Source organism: Flavobacterium daemonense, assembly GCF_007341385.1.
In the GTDB taxonomy this organism is placed as follows: Bacteria; Bacteroidota; Bacteroidia; order Flavobacteriales; family Flavobacteriaceae; genus Flavobacterium; species Flavobacterium daemonense.
This window is the reverse complement of the sequence record NZ_VJYD01000003.1, coordinates 370,226-391,792: the sequence shown is the minus strand read 5'-3', so window position 1 is coordinate 391,792 and position 21,567 is coordinate 370,226. Positions and strand designations below refer to the sequence as shown.

The 21,567-nt window shown below is 34.2% G+C and carries 17 protein-coding genes; 3 read left to right on the top strand and 14 right to left on the bottom strand.

The genetic code is table 11. The features are described from left to right. Positions 1 to 46: 46 nt before the first annotated feature. The 13 genes from rsgA to FND99_RS06115 form a co-directional block, all read right to left on the bottom strand. Entirely contained in the window at positions 47 to 1,024 is a 978-nt protein-coding gene (gene rsgA / locus FND99_RS06175; protein ID WP_144337091.1) for a ribosome small subunit-dependent GTPase A, read from the bottom strand. A gap of 138 nt (positions 1,025 to 1,162) precedes the next feature. Beyond that, positions 1,163 to 4,807, bottom strand: a complete 3,645-nt coding sequence (locus FND99_RS06170) for a VIT domain-containing protein (RefSeq protein WP_246074183.1) — start codon at positions 4,805 to 4,807, stop codon at positions 1,163 to 1,165. A gap of 299 nt (positions 4,808 to 5,106) precedes the next feature. Further along, positions 5,107 to 6,189, bottom strand: a complete 1,083-nt coding sequence (locus FND99_RS06165) for a bifunctional 3-deoxy-7-phosphoheptulonate synthase/chorismate mutase type II (RefSeq protein ID WP_035653393.1) — start codon at positions 6,187 to 6,189, stop codon at positions 5,107 to 5,109. Between the two features lie 13 nt (positions 6,190 to 6,202). Continuing rightward, the gene (locus FND99_RS06160) at positions 6,203 to 7,060 is read right to left on the bottom strand and encodes a prephenate dehydrogenase (protein WP_144337090.1); all 858 of its coding nucleotides are present in this window, start codon (positions 7,058 to 7,060) and stop codon (positions 6,203 to 6,205) included. 90 nt (positions 7,061 to 7,150) lie between these two features. Beyond that, positions 7,151 to 8,296: a pyridoxal phosphate-dependent aminotransferase gene (locus FND99_RS06155; RefSeq protein ID WP_144337089.1), complete on the bottom strand. Its 1,146-nt coding sequence runs from the start codon at positions 8,294 to 8,296 to the stop codon at positions 7,151 to 7,153. 167 nt (positions 8,297 to 8,463) lie between these two features. Continuing rightward, positions 8,464 to 9,291, bottom strand: a complete 828-nt coding sequence (locus FND99_RS06150; protein WP_144337088.1) for a prephenate dehydratase — start codon at positions 9,289 to 9,291, stop codon at positions 8,464 to 8,466. Positions 9,292 to 9,839: 548 nt separating this feature from the next. Continuing rightward, positions 9,840 to 11,009, bottom strand: coding sequence for a DUF1501 domain-containing protein (locus FND99_RS06145; RefSeq protein ID WP_144337087.1), 1,170 nt, complete (start codon positions 11,007 to 11,009; stop codon positions 9,840 to 9,842). Positions 11,010 to 11,021: 12 nt separating this feature from the next. Next, positions 11,022 to 12,419 carry a DUF1800 domain-containing protein gene (locus FND99_RS06140; protein WP_144337086.1) on the bottom strand — a complete coding sequence of 466 codons (1,398 nt, stop codon included), beginning with the start codon at positions 12,417 to 12,419 and terminating at the stop codon, positions 11,022 to 11,024. Positions 12,420 to 12,774: 355 nt separating this feature from the next. Beyond that, positions 12,775 to 13,419, bottom strand: a complete 645-nt coding sequence (locus tag FND99_RS06135) for a hypothetical protein (protein WP_144337085.1) — start codon at positions 13,417 to 13,419, stop codon at positions 12,775 to 12,777. A gap of 136 nt (positions 13,420 to 13,555) precedes the next feature. Then, complete coding sequence (locus FND99_RS06130; RefSeq protein WP_144337084.1) at positions 13,556 to 15,946, bottom strand: ribonucleoside-diphosphate reductase subunit alpha; 2,391 nt, start codon at positions 15,944 to 15,946, stop codon at positions 13,556 to 13,558. A 266-nt stretch (positions 15,947 to 16,212) separates the two neighbouring features. Continuing rightward, positions 16,213 to 17,190 (bottom strand): ribonucleotide-diphosphate reductase subunit beta, encoded by a 978-nt coding sequence (locus FND99_RS06125; protein WP_144337083.1) that lies wholly within the window; start codon positions 17,188 to 17,190, stop codon positions 16,213 to 16,215. Between the two features lie 336 nt (positions 17,191 to 17,526). Continuing rightward, the gene (locus tag FND99_RS06120; RefSeq protein ID WP_026728413.1) at positions 17,527 to 18,096 is read right to left on the bottom strand and encodes a DUF3109 family protein; all 570 of its coding nucleotides are present in this window, start codon (positions 18,094 to 18,096) and stop codon (positions 17,527 to 17,529) included. A 286-nt stretch (positions 18,097 to 18,382) separates the two neighbouring features. Continuing rightward, the gene (locus tag FND99_RS06115) at positions 18,383 to 19,165 is read right to left on the bottom strand and encodes a hypothetical protein (protein WP_144337082.1); all 783 of its coding nucleotides are present in this window, start codon (positions 19,163 to 19,165) and stop codon (positions 18,383 to 18,385) included. Positions 19,166 to 19,456: 291 nt separating this feature from the next. Here FND99_RS06115 and FND99_RS06110 point away from each other — a divergent pair, with 291 nt between their 5' ends. The 3 genes from FND99_RS06110 (at position 19,457) to FND99_RS06100 (ending at position 20,946) form a co-directional block, all read left to right on the top strand. Further along, entirely contained in the window at positions 19,457 to 20,035 is a 579-nt protein-coding gene (locus FND99_RS06110) for a MarC family protein (RefSeq protein ID WP_144337081.1), read from the top strand. Between the two features lie 102 nt (positions 20,036 to 20,137). Next, a complete protein-coding gene (locus FND99_RS06105; RefSeq protein ID WP_026728410.1) occupies positions 20,138 to 20,338 on the top strand; it encodes a hypothetical protein in 201 nt (66 codons plus the stop codon). A gap of 2 nt (positions 20,339 to 20,340) precedes the next feature. Next, positions 20,341 to 20,946, top strand: a complete 606-nt coding sequence (locus tag FND99_RS06100; protein ID WP_144337080.1) for an FAD-dependent oxidoreductase — start codon at positions 20,341 to 20,343, stop codon at positions 20,944 to 20,946. Between the two features lie 209 nt (positions 20,947 to 21,155). On the opposite strand, the gene FND99_RS06095 is transcribed toward FND99_RS06100, so the two are convergent. Continuing rightward, complete coding sequence (locus FND99_RS06095; RefSeq protein ID WP_246074182.1) at positions 21,156 to 21,527, bottom strand: hypothetical protein; 372 nt, start codon at positions 21,525 to 21,527, stop codon at positions 21,156 to 21,158. Positions 21,528 to 21,567: the final 40 nt, after the last annotated feature.

The following is a 21,567-nucleotide window of genomic DNA, read 5'->3' as shown; positions in this document are numbered from 1 at the left end:
TCCGCTTCAGATTGGGAATTTATAATTAACCATTTTCAATTCACAATTATTTACGTGTTTCATCACTCGCAGCACGATCTTCACCATAAGTATCAGTTCGATAATGCTCTTCGTCGCCTTCGAGGATTTTTAAGTAACTATTGTAGCGCGACCAAGCGATTTCATCTTTTTCTAAAGCTGCTTTTATCGCACAATGTGGTTCTTCTTTGTGTAAACAGTTGTTAAATTTGCATTGATCTTTTAATTTGAAGAATTCCGGAAAATATCCACTGATTTCTGACGGCTCCATATCAACAATTCCGAAACCTTTAATTCCCGGCGTATCGATAATTCGTGCATCAAAAGACAAATCGTACATTTCGGCAAAAGTCGTTGTATGTTGACCTTGTTTGCTTTGTTCTGAAATTACAGTCGTTTTTAAATGAAGACTTGGTTCCATCGCATTGACCAAAGTCGATTTCCCAACTCCAGAATGTCCTGAAAACATACTCACTTTTCCGATCATCATTTCTTTCAGTTTATCAACGCCTTTATTTTCTGTAGATGAAATTCGGAGACACTTATATCCAATTTCCTGATAAATATGCTGCAAGTAAAGCTGATCGTCTAAAGTTTGATCGTTCAGCGTGTCAATTTTATTAAAGATAAGGATTGCTTCAATTCCGTATGCTTCGGCAGTTACCAAAAAACGGTCAATAAAACTTGTTGTTGTTGGCGGATTATCAATAGTAACCAATAAAAAAACCTGATCAATATTGGAAGCAATAATATGAATCTGCTTAGACAAATTAACCGATTTACGAACGATATAGTTTTTTCTTTCGTGAATGTTATGAATCATTCCGGTAACAGCATCCGATGTTTCCTCCAATTCATAATCAACAATATCGCCTACAGCAATAGGGTTGGTACTTTTTATACCTTTAATTCTAAATTTCCCTTTCATACGGCATTCTATAAAATCTCCTTTTTCAGATTTTACAGTGTACCAACTTCCTGTAGATTTATAAACGGTTCCTGTCATTCTTTAATTTTAGATTGCTTATTTCAGATTTTAGATTGCTCTTTAACCTGAAAAATAAAAGGCAAAATTACGTTTTTAGAATTGAACAACGCAATTTCGCCTTTTAAATTTGAAAGACATTCTCTTAATTGGCAGACTTTACCAGATAATTTCGGCTAAAACTTCATTCTCTTTAATTTTCCCTATCTGAATTGTTTTCAAAGTTCTGGATGTTTTTCCGGCTCTAGTCGTATAAATTTCGACCATAATTGTTGCCGGACCGTTTTCCGTCAATTGACTTTCGCCAAAGAAATTCGTTTTAATTTGATATTTCCCTTTTACTGCATTTCGAATTAAATATTGTTCTGGGCCATAACCTTGCGTAAAATCTTTAGAAAATCGGCCACCAATTGCAGTGCTTTTATGGCTGTAATAACATTCTTCACCCGTTGGTTCAATTACGTGCAAATCCAAATCAACATCCATTTGATTCCAATTCATGATGATTCTGATATCAACAGGCATTTTTTCAATATATTTTTTGTCCAATTTTCCGGTTTTCAATCCTGGATGCGCGGCCATTAGTCGGTTAATATCCATCAAAACAATATCTTCAACACCTTCATATTGTCCGCTCATTTCTCCATAATAATTTACCTCAAGCGATTTTACCAATTCATTAAACGCTTCTTGGTACTTTCCTGCATCTTCTAGCGCCAAGGCATAATCTCTCAAACTTTGCGGTTCATGTTCTCTCCATTTTGCAACTTGTTTTGCTGTAAAAAGTGCATCATTAAAATCTTTCCATTCACGCAAAGTATAGGTTAATGTTTTATAAAGCTGATGATTTTCTAAGCCTAGATCAGCAACATTGCTAATGATCAACAACGCTTTTTTCATATCTCCTTGATTGTAGAAAAAGTGCGCCACATCAAAATAAAAACTTGGATTTCTTTCCTGTGCTTTTCTTAATTCTAAATACAAATCATATTGTTTTTCTTTTGGTGCCGATGCCAAAGCCTTTAAATACAAACGATCTGGATTCCAACTTTTTGTTTGGACAACTCCATTATTTGAAGACTTCTTTTTTGTTGTTATAATAATAACGCCATTTGCTCCTTTTGGGCCATAAGCAGCAATTCTCGAGGCATCTTTCAAATCTTCTACGCTTTTGATATCATCTGACTCTAGATCAGTCAGTTCACCTTCATAAAACTGACCATCAACTATAATTAAAGGCTTTCTCGAATCTCCTGTTGAATATCCTCTTTCTAAATTTGCATTTTGCAAAAGATCTTTATTTTTTGAAATACTTTCCGAAAGTGCACCAACGACATCAGATTTTTTTTGAGTTCCAGGTCCAACAACAGCAACTACTTTTACTTCTCCAGAACTTTCATTTATTACTTCACTTCCAACTTTTTTATCTTTTATATCAGTAATTACTGGTATATCTTCGGTAACTTCTTCTGATTTTGCTACTACTGGCGCAACAAATTTTACCTGATCAACTTTTGGTGCTGTTGGCGGTGGTGGAGTATTATACACATTGTTGTCTTCTTCAATTACAGTGGTAGCTGTTCCTCTGCCAACAGGCTCATCAACCGTCAGTACGGCATCAGGATCTCCCTTTATAGTGCCGTAGCCAAAAGTAACTACTTCCTCTAAATTCTGTGAATTCTCTCTCAATCTTATAGAAACTAGATTATTTCTGCCAACATTAACACGAGCAGGTTCGAAACCAATATAGGTGATATCAAGAACAGTGTTCTGAGGTGCTTTTATGCTAAATTTTCCATCAAAATCAGTTTGAACTCCCGATGTTCGCCCACTAATAATAATACTCGCTCCCGGCAATGGCTGACCATTTACATCTAAAATTACTCCAGAAATAAATCCAGCTGGGACTGTTTGACTAGTTCTTAAAATTGTACTTGCAACATTATTATTATTTGCTCTTTGGGAATTCTTGCCCTTAGATTTTGATGCTAATTTAGATGCCGAATATTTTGTATCTTTTCTCCACCAACTATTTATGCTCGCAAAATAACTTTCAATGCTTTCCCAATTGTTCTTTTGCTGTGCCAATCTAGAATCATGTTCCTGTTTTTTAATTCGGTCATACTCGGCGCGCAATTCTGCCGGCGGTACAATGTCGTATAAAATATAATCACTCACATTTTCAAGAACAATCAACGAAGTATTTTTAGTTACAATCCCAAATTTCTTTCCAAGAAGTTCGATTTCATCTGCATTTTTCGTGTACTGCAATTCAAGATTGGCGATTTTTTTCTGTGCCCAAAGTTTTTCCACATTTATGTCTCCAGCATTTTGGGCAGCAACATCAAGCGTAATTTTTCGTTCCAAAACTGCTTCATTTCCATAACCAAAAAGAAGCGTAATCTCATTTTTAGGATTCAAGGAAATACCCGAAAAACTGAAATTTCCCGAAACTGAAGTTCCTTCCATCGGAAATAAATCAGTCACAGTCAAATTCTCTTTTATTCCGAGAAATTTCAAACTAGAATTTGTCAATTTATCTAAAGCTGTTTCCGAATTTACCTGATTTAAATTGATGAAATTTCCACCGGTTTTTGTTGAAGAAAAATTCAGAAAAGCAAAATCTGCAGAAACTGAAGACGTAATGGTGTAAAGAGGTTTTCTAGTTTTTGGTAACAAATTTTCACTCAACGAAGATAATCCGTCAGAGAAAAATAAAAATTCATCCTGATTTTCAAAGCTAATTTGCGAATAACGCGTTCCGCCATCATATTTTGTGTTTTCTAAGACCGTTTTCAATTCCGACCAATTTCCGTTAGAAATCACAAATTCTTTTTGTTTTTCAAAAGTGTAGTTCAAAAAGTACAAAGTCACTTTTGTGTTTTTTATTTTTTGGAAATAAGCATCCAGCAAATCCAATTCTTTTTTTAAATCACGGTTTTTACAGCTCAAAGAATTATCCCAGATCAAACCAATTGAAGCTGGCGTTTTTTTAGCAACTTTGTTTCCTTCGACAAAAGTATTTCCATAAAAATAATATTGACCTCCGGCATTCTGCATCACAACACTTGGACTATTTTGCTGAATTGGAATTTTAAAAACCAATTTTTCTTCAGGCTGATAATTATCTTTTTTTACCGAAGCTTGAAAAGATTGATTCCACTTCGAAAAAGCAATTTCGTTGCCCGAATTCTCTGTAACAACTGGCGCTGTTGAAGTTCCTAAAACCGAAACATTAATTTCAAAGTGATCTAATTTCTTCGGAAATCGGCTCACCAATTGATACACCAAATTATCCTTGTCAAAAGCCGAAAGTTCTTCTTCATAACCAATAACAACAGTGCGTTCGCCATTTGGCATCAACGGATAAATTCTCGTTTTAAAATTATTTCCATCCACTTTCTCCAATAATCCCGGATCAACACGACGATGTTCGATGGCCTCAAAAACCTGTTTTCCTTTATTTTTATTCACCGGAACCGCTTCACGCAATTTCCCGTTTATGTCAATCGCGTATCGAGAAACCGAAACATTTTCTGGCAACGGAAAAATAAGTTCTGCTTCCATTTGTCGTGTCCCCGAATTGAAAAAATGCATTTCGGCAGTTGTATAAGCAATATTGCCCACCACTTTTACATTGACAAAAAGTTTATTCATTCGCACTTTTTCAGCTTCTTCTCCTTTTACGGTTAATTCTGGACTTTGTGCAAAAGTTTTTGTTCCAATAAAAAGCAGACAGAAAAACAATACATTCAAATTCATTTGAAAAATACTCGGCGCTGACGAAAACAATTTTAGTTTCATGACACAAAAAATTAAGGTTTATATTGTTATAGAGAACAAAAAACTTCAAAAGGTTGGGAAGATAATTATTTTATTTTTATCTGTTCAATCTTCAAAATTTGCTAGCGATTATTTTTCTCGCAGATTAGCAGTTTTATTTTCTATTTAAAAGAGCATAAAAAAATCTCCAAAGCCCGAAAGCAATGGAGATTTAATATAAAAAAACAATCTAATTTTAAATTCGTGATATAATAAAATTTGAGAACTACTTTAAGTCATGCTTAAATTCTCTTATATCACTTATATGGTTTAAGACAAAATTATGCGTTGAAAATTTTCTCTTGGTGACCAATACTTTCTTGGTGAATTGCTTTGAACATTCTCAAAACAAACTCTTCCGTAAGACCTTTTTTCTCACCTTCTAGAATCATTTTCCCTAAGATTTCATTCCAACGGTTGTTTTGAAGAATCGCAACGTTCGCATCTTTTTTCACTTGACCAATTTCGTCAGCTACTTTCATACGTTTTCCTAATAACTCTAATAAGTTAGCATCAAGAACATCGATGTTAGCTCTTAGTTTTTTCATTTTTTGACTGTACTCATCTGTAGTATCATCCGTTTTTCTGATAGTCAAATCTTTGATGATTTGTTTCAAAGCGTCTGGAGTAACTTGCTGAGCAGCATCAGACCAAGCGTTGTCCGGATCGTAGTGCGTTTCGATAATCATACCATCGTAATTCAAATCTAAAGCTTCTTGTGTTACTTCGAAAATCATTTTACGATCTCCAGTAATGTGAGATGGATCGATGATTAAAGGTAAATCAGGGAATTTATTTTGCAATTCGATAGCAATTTGCCATTCTGGAATGTTTCTGTATTTTGTTTTTTCGTAAGTAGAGAAACCTCTGTGGATAACTCCTAATTTCTCGATTCCAGCCATGTGTAAACGCTCAACACCACCTAACCATAAAGCTAAATCTGGGTTTACAGGGTTTTTAACCAAAACGATTTTATCAGTTCCTTTTAAAGTATCCGCAATTTCTTGAACTGCGAATGGATTTGCCGTTGTACGAGCACCAACCCATAAAACATCGATATCATGTTCTAAAGCCAGTTTACAGTGCGCTGCAGTCGCAACTTCAGTTCCCATTAATAAACCAGTTTCAGCTTTTGCTTTTTGTAACCATTTTAATCCAATTTCTCCAACACCTTCAAATCCTCCTGGACGTGTTCTTGGTTTCCAGATTCCAGCTCTGAAAACACTAACTTTTGAATCTTTTAATTCGTGAGCAATTTTTAATACTTGATCTTCCGTTTCTGCACTACACGGTCCAGCTATCACAAGTGGGTGATTTAAATTGAAATCTTCTAACCACTTTCTCATTTCTTTCTTATTTTCCATTGTTTTATAGTTTTTACTTTTTTATTGTTAATCCGTTTAATATCTCTTTTATTTTATTTGTGCTTTCCATTTCTTCAAAAATGGCATTGTAATTTTCGTCTTTCAACAAATCCCTAAACCGACTGAGATTTGAAATATATTCTTCTAATGTTTCCAGAACGTGTTCTTTGTTTTGCTTAAAAATCGGCGTCCACATCGCTGGCGAACTTTTTGCTAAACGAACAGTACTTTCAAATCCACTTCCCGCCATATCAAAAATATCCTGTTCGTCTTTTTCTTTATTCATTACCGTTTTCCCGAGCATAAACGAACTAATGTGCGACAAATGCGAAACGTAAGCAATGTGTTTATCGTGCGAAGTCGGGTCCATATATCGAATTCTCATTCCGATTTCGCTGAAAAGCTTTAACGCCTTTTCCTGCAATTTAAAAGTGGTTTTTTCCACTTCACAAATAATGTTTGTTTTTCCTTTAAACAAACCTTTTATCGCCGCCGAAGGTCCTGAAAACTCTGTTCCTGCTATCGGATGCGTGGCAATAAAATTTCTTCTTTTCGGATGATTGGCAACGGCATCACAAATTGGCTTTTTAGTTGAGCCCACTTCAAAAACAATTGTTTTGTCTCCAACCAAATCCAGCACTTTTGGCAAAACCGTCAGCGCCACATCAACCGGAACCGAAACGATCACAAAATCGGCTTCAGCCAAATCTTCAAAACTTCCGGCTTCATCGATAACTCCTAAATCAATGGCTTCCTGCAAATGTTTTTCGTTGCTATCGATTCCAAAAATCGTTGAATCAGGATGTTGGTCTTTGATGTCCAGCACCATCGAGCCGCCTATTAATCCTATTCCTATTACGTATACTTTCATATTTCTTTTTTTTTGTCATTGCGAGGAACCAAGCAACCTCATTAACAATTGATTCAGCAACTGAGATTGCTTCGTTCCTCGCAATGACTTCTAAAATCGGTCAATTGCTTCCTGTACTTTTTCTTCCTTCACACACAATGAGAATCTGATATATCCTTCGCCGTTGCTACCAAAAATGGTTCCCGGTGTAATGAAAATATGTTTCTCATATAATATTTCGTCAATGAACTTTTCTGCTGATTCGATTCCTTCTGGCAATTTTGCCCAAACAAAAAGACCAACTCCTTCTTTATATACTTTACAGTTTAGCTTTTCAGCTAATTTCTCCGTTAATTCTCTACGGCGTCTGTAAATTTTGTTTTGGTCTTCGAACCACGATTTGTCACATTTTAAAGCTGCAATTGCACCTTTTTGGATTCCGTAATACATACCGCTGTCCATGTTGCTTTTTACTTTCAGAACCGCATCGATAATTTCAGGATTTCCTAAAACCATTCCGACTCTCCAGCCAGCCATGTTGAATGTTTTACTTAATGAATTCAGCTCTAAAGCCACATCCTTCGCGCCTTCAACCTGCAATAAACTCATCGGATTATCATTCAAAACAAAACTATATGGATTGTCGTTGATCAATAATATATTGTGTTTTTTAGCAAAAGCAACCAATTTTTCAAATAACGCTAAACTTCCTCTCGCCCCTGTTGGCATGTGCGGATAACCCAGCCACATTATTTTTACTTTCTCCAGCTCCAGTTTTTCAAGAGCTTCAAAATCTGGTTCCCATCCATTTTCTTCTTTTAAATCATAATAAACCGGAACTGCCTGAACCAAATTGGTTACCGAAGTGTAAGTTGGATAACCCGGATTCGGAATTAAAACGTGATCGCCTTCATTTAAAAAAGCCAGCGAAATATGCATAATTCCTTCTTTTGAACCCATCAAAGGCAAAATCTCATTATTCGGATTCATTTCAACACCAAACTGATCTTTATAAAAATCGGCCATAGCTTGTCTCATTTCTGGCAATCCCTGATAGCTTTGATAACCATGCCCGTTTTCGTCTTGAATTGCTGCGGCAACCGCTTCAATTACTGCTTTTGACGGACTCAAATCAGGGCTTCCAATTCCCATATTGATGATCGATTTTCCTTCAGACATCAGCTGTCTCACTTCTCTCAACTTTGATGAGAAGTAGTATTCTTCAACTGTATCTAATCTTTTTGCTGTTGTAATCATTTTTTTTTATTTTTTACTTTAAGCTTTAAGCCTTAGGCTCTATGCTTTTTCTTTTTTGATTTGTCACCCTGAGCGAAGTCGAAGGGCTTTCCAATTGGAACGTGGGCTTCGACTTCGCTCAGCCTGACAATTGGAATTTGGAATTTTAAAAAATTGAAATTTCCTCTTTATGGCTTTGTATTCTTATATTCTCCCAACACTTTAAAATATTCTGCCATGATGTTTAATAACGTTTTGGCTTTTGCAAAATCTTCATATTTGTCAAATGTTACATCTACGAAGAATGAATATTTCCAAGGTGTTTCAATTTTTGGAAGCGACTGGATTTTTGTCAAATTCAGTTTGCAGTCGCTCATTACATTCAAAACTGCTGCTAAACTTCCTCTTTTGTGATCCAATTCAAATTTGATTGACGCTCTATTAATTTCGTTTTCTGGCAAAAATGAATTTTGCTTTTTGATAATCACAAAACGAGTCATATTATTTTTGATCGTTTGAATTTCTGGCGCGATGATTTCTAAATCATACATTTCAGAAGCCGTTTTGCTTGCGATTGCTGCAATTCCGGTTAATTGTTTTTCCTGAATTCTTCTGGCAGTTTCAGCTGTATCTTTATCCTCAACCAATTTGATATTTGGATATTGTTTCAAGAAATCCATGCATTGCAAAATGGCCATTGGGTGCGAATGAACTTCTTTTATGTCTTCAATTTTCTGACCTTTTAGAGCCATTAAATTTTGATGAATGCTTAAATAATGCTCTCCAATAATGTGTAAATTATTCTTGTCAATCAAAGCATAATTCGGGATAATTGGGCCTGCAATCGAATTTTCAATCGCCATAACTGCCTGATCAGATTTTCCTGAAAGAAGACTGTCGATTAATTCTTCAAAAGACAAGCATTCATCAATAGCCACATTTTCAGAGAAATACTCATTCACAACTTGATGATGGAAAGATCCTTTTATACCTTGTATTGCAATTTTCGTTGTCATATATTCAAAAAAAAATCCTGATTTGCATCAGGATTGTATATTAGTTTTATTTGTCTTAAAATTTTTCTCAAATAACCATAGCACAATCCTGACTTCTACTAAAGAAGAAATAAAAATTGTTGCTAAAATAAAAACGGTTACTTGCCATTTTGTTTGTATTTTGTTTTAAATTCTCTGCGAATGTATAAATTATTTTTAGCGCACCAAAAAAAAGATTGCATTTTATGAAACAAAAAGGGATTTCTTAACAAATTTAGGACGATTTGTATGATAATATAAAAATATCGGCTTAAAATGAGATATTTACAATGGCAATTTTTAGATTCTAAGGTTCTGAGATACTAAGGCGCTAAGGTTTTTTTGCCACGAATCCACGAATTGGTGTAAATCATTGTGGTTATTTAATTCGAATTACACAGATTACTTAGTGTAATTGTCATTTAGACCGAAGGTAGAAATCACACTCGTAAATCGACAAAGATTGGCGATATACTATGTGGAATTTCTAGTGCGATTTCTCCTTTCAGTCGAAATGACAAAGATTGTGATTATGAAAACAGTCCAGAAACCGGTTTATTCACAATTCCGATTTTAGTATAATCGAAGTTTAGTTTCTCTTTTAATAGAGAAGCATAGACACTTCTAAAGTCAATTTGGTATTTTAAATCGCCATTATCTAAGTCGGATAAATTTGGATTGTTTCCTAAAATCGTTCCTTTATTATTTCCTCCAATGATGAACATTGGCGCCGCAGTTCCGTGGTCTGTTCCGTTTCCGTTGTCTTTAACACGTCTTCCAAATTCAGAAAAAACTACGATTGTAACATTCTGTAATAATTGCGCTTGTTTTAAATCTTGATAAAAACTGTATAAAGCGTCGTTCAAATCAGCCAACTTTTTCTCGTGAATTGCAATTTGGTTGTCATGTGTGTCAAATCCGCCGAGCGAAGTATAATAAACTTTCGAATTCAGATTTCCTTTTATCAATCTTCCAATCCATTCCAAGTTTTTGGACAATTCAGTTTTCGGATAGCTAATTTCACTTTTTGATTTTGCCAAAGCTTTCTGAATTTCATCTGAACCTTCGGTAACCGAATTGGCAATTTTTCTAACAAAATCCAAATGCGGATTATCAGACAAGGTTACATTTTCTTCTTTATCTGATTTTACCTTAAATCGATTTGGATCTTTTACCGTTATAAAATTAGGTTCAACACCTTTTAAAGCCAAATTATCAATGGAATCCAAATTGATTCCGGCTGTCGCCTGATGTCCGTTGCATTGAAGATCTAAATATCTTCCGAGCCAGCCTTCATTTATATATTTATTTGAATCGGTTGCTGTCTGCCAAATTTCCTGACTTCTAAAATGCGACCGAATCGGTTCTGGATATCCCACATTTTGAATTACCGTCAAATCTCCGTTTTGCTGCATTTGGGCAAAATCTTTCAACGAAGGATGAAAAGCCATCCCTTTATTTTTACTTATAACCAAATCTTTATTTAAAGCTATTTTGGTTCTATAATTATAATATAAAGGGTCGTCGTACGGAATAAAAGTATTTAGTCCGTCATTTCCTCCGTTCAATTGTACAAAAACGACACATTGTTCACCAATTACCAAATTATTCTGTGAACCAAAAGCGTGTAAAAAATCAGGAAGCACAAGCATTCCGCCTGTAAAAGTTCCTGTCAATGTTAGAAAATCTCTTCTGTTCATGATTTCTCTTTTCTAAATTAATTGATATTCTGGCAATTTTGTAATGTAATTGAAGAGTCTCGTTACGGCAAAATTGGCGTGAGGACTTTTTGGATCAAAATCGTATTTGAGCAAATTCTCCATATCTTTTTGCATCGAGTCATTTACATCAAATAACAATCGGTTTGACAATTCGGCAATGATTGTTTTGTTGTTTCCTTCGGTATCAAAATCAATTTTCACATCAATTTTGTCAAATTCTACTTTTGGCTTTTCCTCTTCTCCCGTCATTGTGTTTAACACTTTTTTTGAAATACTTCTTCCGCTGCAAAGCAAATCAGATGTATTATTTCGCTGTAAATAAATTTGAGAAGTCAGCCAAGAGTTTCCGCCGTCCCAGCCTTTTACATTTACTTGATTGTACAAATCCATACCTTGTTGGCGAAGAAAAAGCGCTATCATCGCGTCATCAAAATCTTTTACTTCCAATTCATCAATCAACTGAATAATGTATACTAATGGATCTTTGATTTTGTTTCCCGAATTTTCTTTGGCATATTCTTCGGTAAAAATTTTTGTCAGCAAAGGTTGAATTTCGAAGTTTTTCTTTCGAAAATAATCGCCATAAAAAGTCACCAAATCTTCAGGCGGAGTATCATAAATAAACCATTTCAGAATTTTTCTAGTAATGAGATATGGAATGTTTTTTTGTTCGAAAATGATATCTACAAGATCATCAACTTTCCAATTTCCTGTTTTTCCGAAATAGGTTTTATCACTATTATCTTCAGGAATTTTTCTATAAAGACCTCCGTCATCGCCATAATTTAAACCTGCGAGTGCTTTTGCGCCTTCTTTGATGTCATTTTCAGAATAATTTCCAATTCCGATAGTAAATAACTCCAACAATTCCCGACTTAAATTCTCGTTGTATTTACCTTTTTTATTATCGACATTGTCCAAATACTTTATCATCGCGTTTGACTTTACGATTTGCTTTGTTAGCTCTTTAAAATTTCCAAAAGCATGTTCGCGCAAAATCATATTGTGTTGATAAATCCAGTAATTGACTTTTACTTTTTGCGAAGTAGAAACGAAATGGTTGTGCCAAAAAACGACCATGTTTTCCCGAAGCGGAAATTCATCGGTTCGCATTTTATTAATCCACCATCTTCTTAATTCGATGCCTGAATAAATTTCTTTTTTTAGAATTTTCTTTTTAGCATCAGAATCAGCATCTTTTATGGCTTGCTTAAATTCTTTTAATTCGATAAGTGTTTTGGGATCATCTTCTAAAAAAGCAGGAAGTTGTTTATCGAATTTTGAATCATAGGAATGTTTTAGAAACTTCTCTAATCCTAGTTTTTCAATTTTATCAGATTCTTTTCCAGAAAAACCCAATCGTAATGACCAAAGATTGCTTTTTTTCATAATTCAGAAATTATTACAATAAGACTTTCCTTTCTCTTAAAGGTTTAATTTAGAGAAAGATTATGAGTTACTTAGTTACTGAGATGCTAAGTTTTAAAAATCTTTGGTAATAATTTAAACGGGGAATTTTTGAGGATATTGTAATCACTAAGATTATCGGCTTTGTGTAGAATGGATTAAAATCCATCCCTACAATATAATTTGTTCCTCGGAACGCTATTCACAAAGCTCCAGTAATTAAATAGCCCAATTGAAGTGAAAATCCTTTTTATTTTTTTTCTGTGAAAAATAAAAAGATTGTAACGAAAACCGGAAAATAGCTTCTAAAAGACAGAGCTGCGATATTTTCAAAACACTACCAAATAACACTCCAATAAATCAAAGTTTTTCTTTCTCTGCTAACAGCTATTCCTTTTGAATATCCATTTTTCCAATTTGCAGGCATTTGTGGATTTGGCATCATTTTAAACTCTCTCAAACAATTCCCTTTTTTAGCCTCTAAAACATAGATATCAAAATTATTTTCTAAATAAATCTCATTCTTTCCTTTAGCAAATTCATATTCTATAAAATTAGGTATTGGATATAAATCCTTAAAACAATCTTGATTCATTTTAGTACTATCAGCAATAGTAACATCTTCTCTATTTTTGTAAGTCTTAAGTGTTTCAAAGCGATTAACAATTAACAAACATGAATCATTTGAACTATACTTTGCCAATGATTTCTTTTCCAAGCTTCTAACAACTGAATCTATACTTCTTAAATCTTTTTCATATTCATATAACATAAAACAAACATCACTTTTTGATTTGTTCTTGCTATTAACAGTTTGAAATGGATATGATGTCAGCATTTTAGGAAAGTGATCTACAAGCTTTCTGCTAAAGCTATTTTTAGCCTCAATATATTTTTGATTATCTAAAAAATCTACGGTTCTATTATTACAACTCAAGATACAAATCATAATCACATTCAACAAAATTATCTTCTTTATCATCTATATTTTATTATTTTAAAAACCTATTAAATTGGGAAATAACTCCAAAAAAAAAGCAGCTATCATTACAATAACTGCTTTCTATAAATTAAGAATAAATCTTTCTTCTTTACTCTATTTTCTTTCTTCTAAAAAATTAAGACCCACACATCTCACAATCCTCAGGACCTGCCGCTTGTGCTTTAAGCAACATCGCTTTGTAATCCTCAACACTGATTGCTTCCGTTTCTTGAACTAAAGATGGAGTTTCTTCTTTTTTATCGTTGTTTAATGTGAATTTAATCGCATCAACAGCCGCTTTTGTTCTTAAGTAGTACATTCCTGTTTTTAAACCAGACTGCCAAGCGTAGAAGTGCATTGACGTTAGTTTAGAATAGTTTGCATCTTGCATGAACAAGTTCAACGATTGTGATTGGTCAATGAAATAACCTCTTTGACGAGACATATCGATAATATCTTTCATCGACATTTCCCAAACTGTTTTATAAAGATCTTTCAACTCTTGCGGAATTTTATCAATATTTTGAACAGATCCGTTATGACGCATAATTTCTTGTTTCAAATCTTCGTTCCATAAACCTAGTTTTACTAAATCTTCTAGTAAATGTTTGTTTACTACGATGAACTCTCCAGACAACACACGACGTGTGTAAATGTTTGATGTATATGGTTCGAAAGCTTCGTTGTTTCCAAGAATCTGAGAAGTCGATGCAGTTGGCATTGGCGCTACTAACAATGAGTTACGAACTCCGTGCTCTACAACTTCTTTTCTTAGTGAAGCCCAGTCCCAACGACCTGATAATTCTTCATCTTTCATTCCCCACATATTGTGTTGGAATTCTCCTTGAGACATTGGCGAACCTTCAAAAGTTGAATACGGTCCTTCTTCTTTTGCCATTTCCATAGAAGCAGTAACAGCCGCGAAGTATAATGTTTCGAAAATCTCTTGGTTCAATGCTTTTGCTTCGTCGCTTGTAAACGGCATACGCAACATAATGAAAGCATCTGCCAAACCTTGCACACCTAAACCAACCGGACGATGACGCATGTTTGAGTTTTCGGCTTCTTTTACTGGATAGTAGTTTCTATCGATTACTTTGTTCAAGTTACGCGTTACACGTTTTGTCACATTGTAAAGTGCTTCGTGATCAAATTTTCCGTTCTCGATAAACATTGGCAACGAAATAGAAGCCAAGTTACAAACTGCGATTTCATCTTTAGAAGTGAACTCCATAATCTCTGTACACAAGTTTGAAGAACGAATTGTTCCTAAATTCTTATGGTTCGATTTACGGTTTGCTGCATCTTTGTACAACATATATGGTGTTCCAGTCTCGATTTGAGATTCTAGGATTTTCTCCCATAATTCACGAGCACGGATAGTTTTTCTTCCTTTTCCTCTAAATTCATAATCCGTATATAATGCTTCGAATTCTTCTCCGTAAACATCATATAATCCTGGACATTCGTTTGGACACATTAAAGTCCAAGTTGAATCTTCCTGAACACGTTTCATGAATAAATCTGAAGTCCACATAGCGAAGAATAAATCTCTCGCACGCATTTCTTCTTTTCCTGTATTTTTCTTTAAATCCAAGAATTCGAAGATATCAGCATGCCAAGTTTCAATGTAAATCGCAAAACTTCCTTTACGTTTTCCTCCACCTTGATCTACGTAACGAGCGGTATCGTTGAAAACTCTTAACATCGGAACAATTCCGTTTGAAGTTCCGTTTGTACCACGAATGTAAGATCCAGTCGCACGAACGTTATGAATAGAAAGTCCGATTCCTCCCGCAGATTGCGAGATTTTTGCTGTTTGTTTTAACGTATCGTAAATTCCATCAATACTATCGTCTTGCATTGCCAAAAGGAAACAAGAAGACATTTGAGGTTTTGGAGTTCCTGCGTTGAACAACGTTGGCGTTGCATGTGTAAAGAACTTTTTAGACATTAAATCATAAGTTTCAATAACCGATTTTAAATCTTCTAAGTGAATACCAACAGAAACACGCATTAACATGTGCTGCGGGCGCTCAACGATTTTTCCGTTTATTTTTAACAAATACGAACGCTCCAAAGTTTTAAATCCGAAGTAATCGTAATTGAAATCTCTAGTATAAATGATATGAGAATCTAAAAACGCCGCATTTTCCTGAATCACTTTAAATACGTCATCAGCAATTAACGGAGCTTCTTGTCCATTTCTTGGATTAACGTAGTGATACATATCTTTCATCGTTTCAGAGAACGATTTTTTTGTATTTGAATGTAGGTTCGAAATTGCCACACGCGCTGCTAATTGTGCATAATCAGGATGCGCAATCGTCATAGAAGCCGCCGTTTCTGCCGCAAGATTATCCAATTCAGAAGTAGAAACCCCATCATACAATCCTTCGATAACTCTCATCGCTACCTTAACCGGATCTACAAGCTCGTTCAAGCCGTAACACAATTTTTTGATTCTTTCTGTAATCTTATCAAACATTACGGGCTCTCTGTGGCCATCTCTTTTTACTACATACATAAGCTTACTATTTATAGTTATTGAAAAAATGAAAGCATCTAGAAAACGAATTCCAGCACTTAAACATTGCGTGTTTTTAAATTATTTTTCGAGAATTACAGGATTCTCAATAGTTGTCCTTTTCCAATTTGAATATCAAACCGAAAAGCCGTTAAAATTGCTATTAAATCTCCGATTTGGGTGATAGAGATCTAACCTAAAAAATGTTCTGTAAAAATTAATTATAGCTTTAGATAAAATCGGCTAAAATTAATGCTGTTGTTGTTCTAAAAATCTGCGTCAAATGAAATTTTCTGAGCATCACTATCAGTGTTCATTACACCAGATTTTTGATACTCGGCAACACGTTTTTCAAAGAAATTAGTTTTTCCTTGAAGAGAGATCATGTCCATGAAATCAAACGGATTCGCTGATCCATACACACGCTCGCAACCTAATTCTACTAATAATCTGTCGGCAACAAATTCTAGGTATTGCGTCATTAAAGTAGCGTTCATACCAATCAAACTTACCGGAAGCGATTCTGTTACAAATTGTCTTTCGATATCAAGAGCATCAACAATGATTTCTTTGATTCTCTCTTTTGGCACTTTGTTAACTAAATGATGATTATGCAAGTGAACTGCAAAATCACAATGTACACCTTCGTCACGAGAAATCAACTCATTAGAGAAAGTCAAACCTGGCATCAAACCACGTTTTTTCAACCAATAAATTGAACAGAAAGCGCCAGAGAAGAAAATACCTTCAACTGCAGCAAAAGCAATAAGTCTTTCAGCAAATGAATCAGACTCGATCCATTTTAAAGCCCATTCTCCTTTTTTAGCAATAGCAGGGAAAACTTCTAAAGCATTAAACAATTCTGTTTTCTCAGCTTCGTCTTTTACATAAGTATCGATCAACAAAGAATACGTTTCACTGTGAATGTTTTCCATCATAATTTGGAAACCATAGAAAAACTTCGCTTCAGCATATTGAACTTCATTTACAAAATTCTCAGCAAGATTCTCATTTACGATTCCGTCAGAAGCCGCAAAAAAAGCAAGTATGTGTTTGATGAAATATCTTTCATCATCATTTAATTTGTTGTTCCAGTCTGTCAAATCTTGGTGCAAGTCGATTTCTTCCGCAGTCCAGAAACTAGCTTCCATCTTTTTGTACCATTCCCAAATATCATGATGTTTAATTGGAAAAATAACGAAACGATTTTTATTTTCTTGTAATATTGGTTCGACTTGTGACATGACAATTTTATTTAATTTTTATGCTGAATTTTTACTTATTCAGAACGATTACAAAGATTGTCATTTGTTGCCAAAAATGAAAGCCAAACTTATTCACAATTCGATGTAGTTTTTAACAAAGGGCAAAAAATGCGGTCTTTTTCAGACAATAATTAAATAGTTGCAAATGAGTATTTTAAGACCTCATTTAACCCTCGCAAGTGCTGTAGAATATAGACTTTTTGAAATAAAAAGCAAGAAATTCTAAATTGTTTTTAAAAGTTTTTTTTGAGTCAAAACTTAATTTTTTGAGTTAAAACTTCCCCATTAAAAGGGTGCTTTTTACACTTTAATTTCTTAAGAGTTTTTAAGTTCTTCGGCGACTTTTTCAAGCTCCAAATACCAGTCTTCGCCAAAGCGTCTAATCAAAGCTTCTTTCACAAATTTGTAAACCGGAACTTCTAATTCTTTACCTAAAGAGCAGGCATCATCGCAAATATCCCATTTGTCGTAATTAACCGCAGCAAATTCTGTAAAATCTTTTACTCGGATTGGATACAAATGACAGGAAACAGGTTTTTTCCAGTCAACAATTCCTTGATTGTATGCTTGCTCGATACCGCAAAGTGCAGTTTTTCCGTCAAAAATAACATATGCGCAATCTTTATTATCAATCAAAGGCGTTTCAAGATCACCGTCTGTACCTTTTACCCAAGTTCCTTGAGCTTCAATCGCAGCAATTCCTTCTTTTCTTAAAAAAGGTTTTACTTTCGGATAAATCTCCTCCAAAATTTTAGTCTCAGCTTCATTCAAAGGCGCGCCCGCATCTCCGTCGACGCAACAGGCCCCTTTGCATGCTGATAAATTACAAACAAATTCTTTTTCGAGGATATCCTCTGATACTATGGTTTTTCCTAATTGAAACATTTTGCAAAGGTAACTAAAGATTCAGGAAATAAAAACCGCACATCAATTTATGTTTGCAAACGCAACTAATTTAGAATGTTGCCATTTTATCTATAACATTAAGGCTAATTATTCTAACACATAGAAACATAGAATTAGTTCTCTAAAAAAGGCGTTTCACTTATTTAAAACAAACATAGCTGGCTATGTGAAAGAAACATGTTTCTTTTTTTTACTCTTTATTAAAAAATAAATCTATGTCTCTATGTGTTTAAAAAAAACCAATTGTATCAGCGGGTTATTTTATCTACATAAATTTATAGTCCGATTTGTTGAATGTATAAGCGCTTTTTTCAAGGCTGAGGCATTTCATAGTGGTCACTTTTTTGCTTTTCAAGTCTTTCATTGTCATATCCATCAACAAAGTGCGATCTTCGGGTTTAAAATAATCAGACAATCCTTCCGGCATTTTCCAGCCTTTTTGGTTTTTGAACATATCTCCAAAACTCACTTTTGCCTCACTCGTGTAATAACAAATAATATCATATTCGTCATTTGTCATTTGAATTCCTTTGCAGTTATAGCCTAAAAAAGTTTTATTGGGAAGTGTCTTATAAATAAATTTAGACTTCTCCCCTTCTTTTTTTGCCATTCCCGAATAATCAGGCATTTTTGATGCCGACGCCATTTTCTCTTTGCCGTTTCCAAAAGCAGTCACCGTTATACTATTTTTAGAATCCATAATCATAAACATGTCCTGGCCTTGCCCCTGCGAAATATTCATACCAAAATAAGCAGCATTAGGCTCTAAAAGATAATTTGCATTCATCGCTTTTCCCTCATCCGTCTTAATTTCCATAACATATTTCCAACTGAAATTATAAGAACTTGGAACTACCGATGGATCTACCTTATTTTTGCCATAGCTCAAAACGGCATTTTCCATACTTACATTTTGATCAGCCACATTCCCAGTTCCCTGTCCTTTTTGTTGCGCAGCTTTTTTAATTTGTTGCCAGATTTGGGCTTGTGAACTGTTGAACGAAAACAACATACACAAGAAAACGATAACAAAAACTCTCTTTTTCATAACCTTCCCATTTTAAGTTATACAAATTTAGCAATTGATTTTCAGTAAGTTATATTTTTTAACTTTTGATTTTCCATCATTTTTTTTCTAGTCAAACAGCAGAATAAATTAAGTTCAAAATAAACCGATTTCTCTCCCTGAATCACTAATTATGACATTATAATGTTACAAATATCACATTTCACATTAATAAACAATGCTTTTATAACAAAAATACAAGCTATTAAAAAATCACCTAACTTTATTACTTACTTTTGCAGCAAATTTTTAATCACTAAAAATCAGAAAGATATGTTAGAAATCGACTATAAAGAAATTATTACAGTTGGAATGGTACTTTTTGCCGTGATTGATATTGTGGGATCAATTCCGATTATTGTCAATTTGAGAGCAAAAGTCGGACATATTGATTCTGAAAAAGCTTCTATAGTTGCCGGATTAATTATGATTGTTTTTCTATTTGTTGGAGAAGGACTATTGAATTTAATTGGCATCGACGTGCATTCGTTTGCCGTCGCTGGATCTTTTGTTTTATTTTTTCTTGCTCTAGAAATGATTTTAGGAATCCGAATCTATCGTGACGAAGAACCTGGTTCAGCTTCAATTGTTCCTTTGGCGTTTCCGTTAATTGCAGGAGCCGGAACTATGACAACTTTATTGTCTCTGCGCTCTCAGTTTCATACAATCAACATTATTATTGCCATTTTACTAAATATTGTACTGGTTTACATTGTTTTAAAATCATCAAAAAAAATTGAAAACCTGCTTGGGGAAAACGGTCTCGGCGTGGTTCGCAAGACATTTGGAGTCATACTTTTAGCAATTGCTGTTAAATTATTTGCTGCTAATGTTAAAGGTTTGTTTGTCTAAGATTAATTTTTATACTTTTACCCCATAAAATTTCTAAAAACAAAACTTTAAGCCCTTTTTTAAAGTTTTAGTTTGATTATTTTAGACACAAAAACAACCAATATGAAAATTTTTACTTCAATATTAGTGCTTTTAGCATTAGCTTTAATTGTTTTTAATATTACGCTATTAGACTTTAAAAACCCATTTCAGGGTGATAGTATGGTAGCTTTTATTGGAATCGCCGCTTCTTTCTGCGCCGTATTGATTCTTTTGATTTTTAGAATTTCGAAAAGAATTGAAGAAAAAACAAACGGCAGATAATAATGTTCGACGTTCTAATTATTGGCGGAGGCGTATCAGGAATTTCTTGTGCACTTGTTCTGGGCTCTGCTAAAAATAAAGCTTTTGCTGCCGATAAAAAAATCGGAATTTTTACACATCAAAAAAATTCTTCTCTTCAAGAAGCAATTTTCTACAATGCTTATGGCATAACGCCAGGAAAACTAGGCTCTGAATTACTTACAGAAAGCACACAAGATTTAGCTGCATCTTATCCGCATATTACTCAAATTGCAAACGAAAAAGTAATTAAAGTCGAAGGTCAATATCCTGAATTTACTGTAATTACAAATAAAAACTCCTATAAAACAAAAAATATAGTTGTCGGAATTGGTTCTGCCAATACTTTTGACATTGAGGGTTTGATGCAATTTGTTGAACCGCACAAAAAAGCACTTCCAGAAAAACAACGTATTCAGTTAAAAAACGAAGACCACAAAGTTGCTGAAGGAATTTATGTAATTGGAACTTTAGCGGGTTGGAGAAGCCAATTGGCTATTGCCGCAGGAAGCGGTGCCGCTGTTGCCACAGATATTCTTACTTTATGGAATAATGGCGTACAAACACACTCACACGATAGTACACGATAAAATTTAAAAATAAGTTTTTTTATTTTCAACCATTAAGAAATTAAGGTAAATTAAGTTTTTGTACTTAATAAACTTAATTTTGAGCTATCACAAGAAATTATGCATATAAAAAAAGTTTAAACATATAAAAAAACCATTAAGGGATTAAGTAAAAAGCTTTGAAGCTTAATAAACTTAATCCCTTAATGGTTTAAAATTTTATAATGCGATTATTTCACCGAAATTATCTGCGTAACCTTGATGTGATTTTCGTCTTCGTTTTTCCAGAATTCTCCTTTTACTGAAACTACATCACCAATTTTGACTTGCTTATAGTTTTGCGGCCCGCCAAGATTTACGATACTGATTGTGGCAAAATATACTTCTTTTTGATCTGTATCGATTTTTACCGTGTAGCCGTCCTTGCCACCTTCAATTGATGTTACTTTTCCTGTAATTATCTTGTTGCTGTCTTTTGCAGTTGCGCAAGAAATTAGAAAAGCCATTACAACTAGAAGAAAACTTATTCTTTTTAAATTTTTCATATTCTGAATGTATTTAACCGCAATCCCGGTAGCTATCGGGAGTGAAGAATTACGCATCGATCGCTACGTTTGATTTTATGCTACTATTAAATTTCTT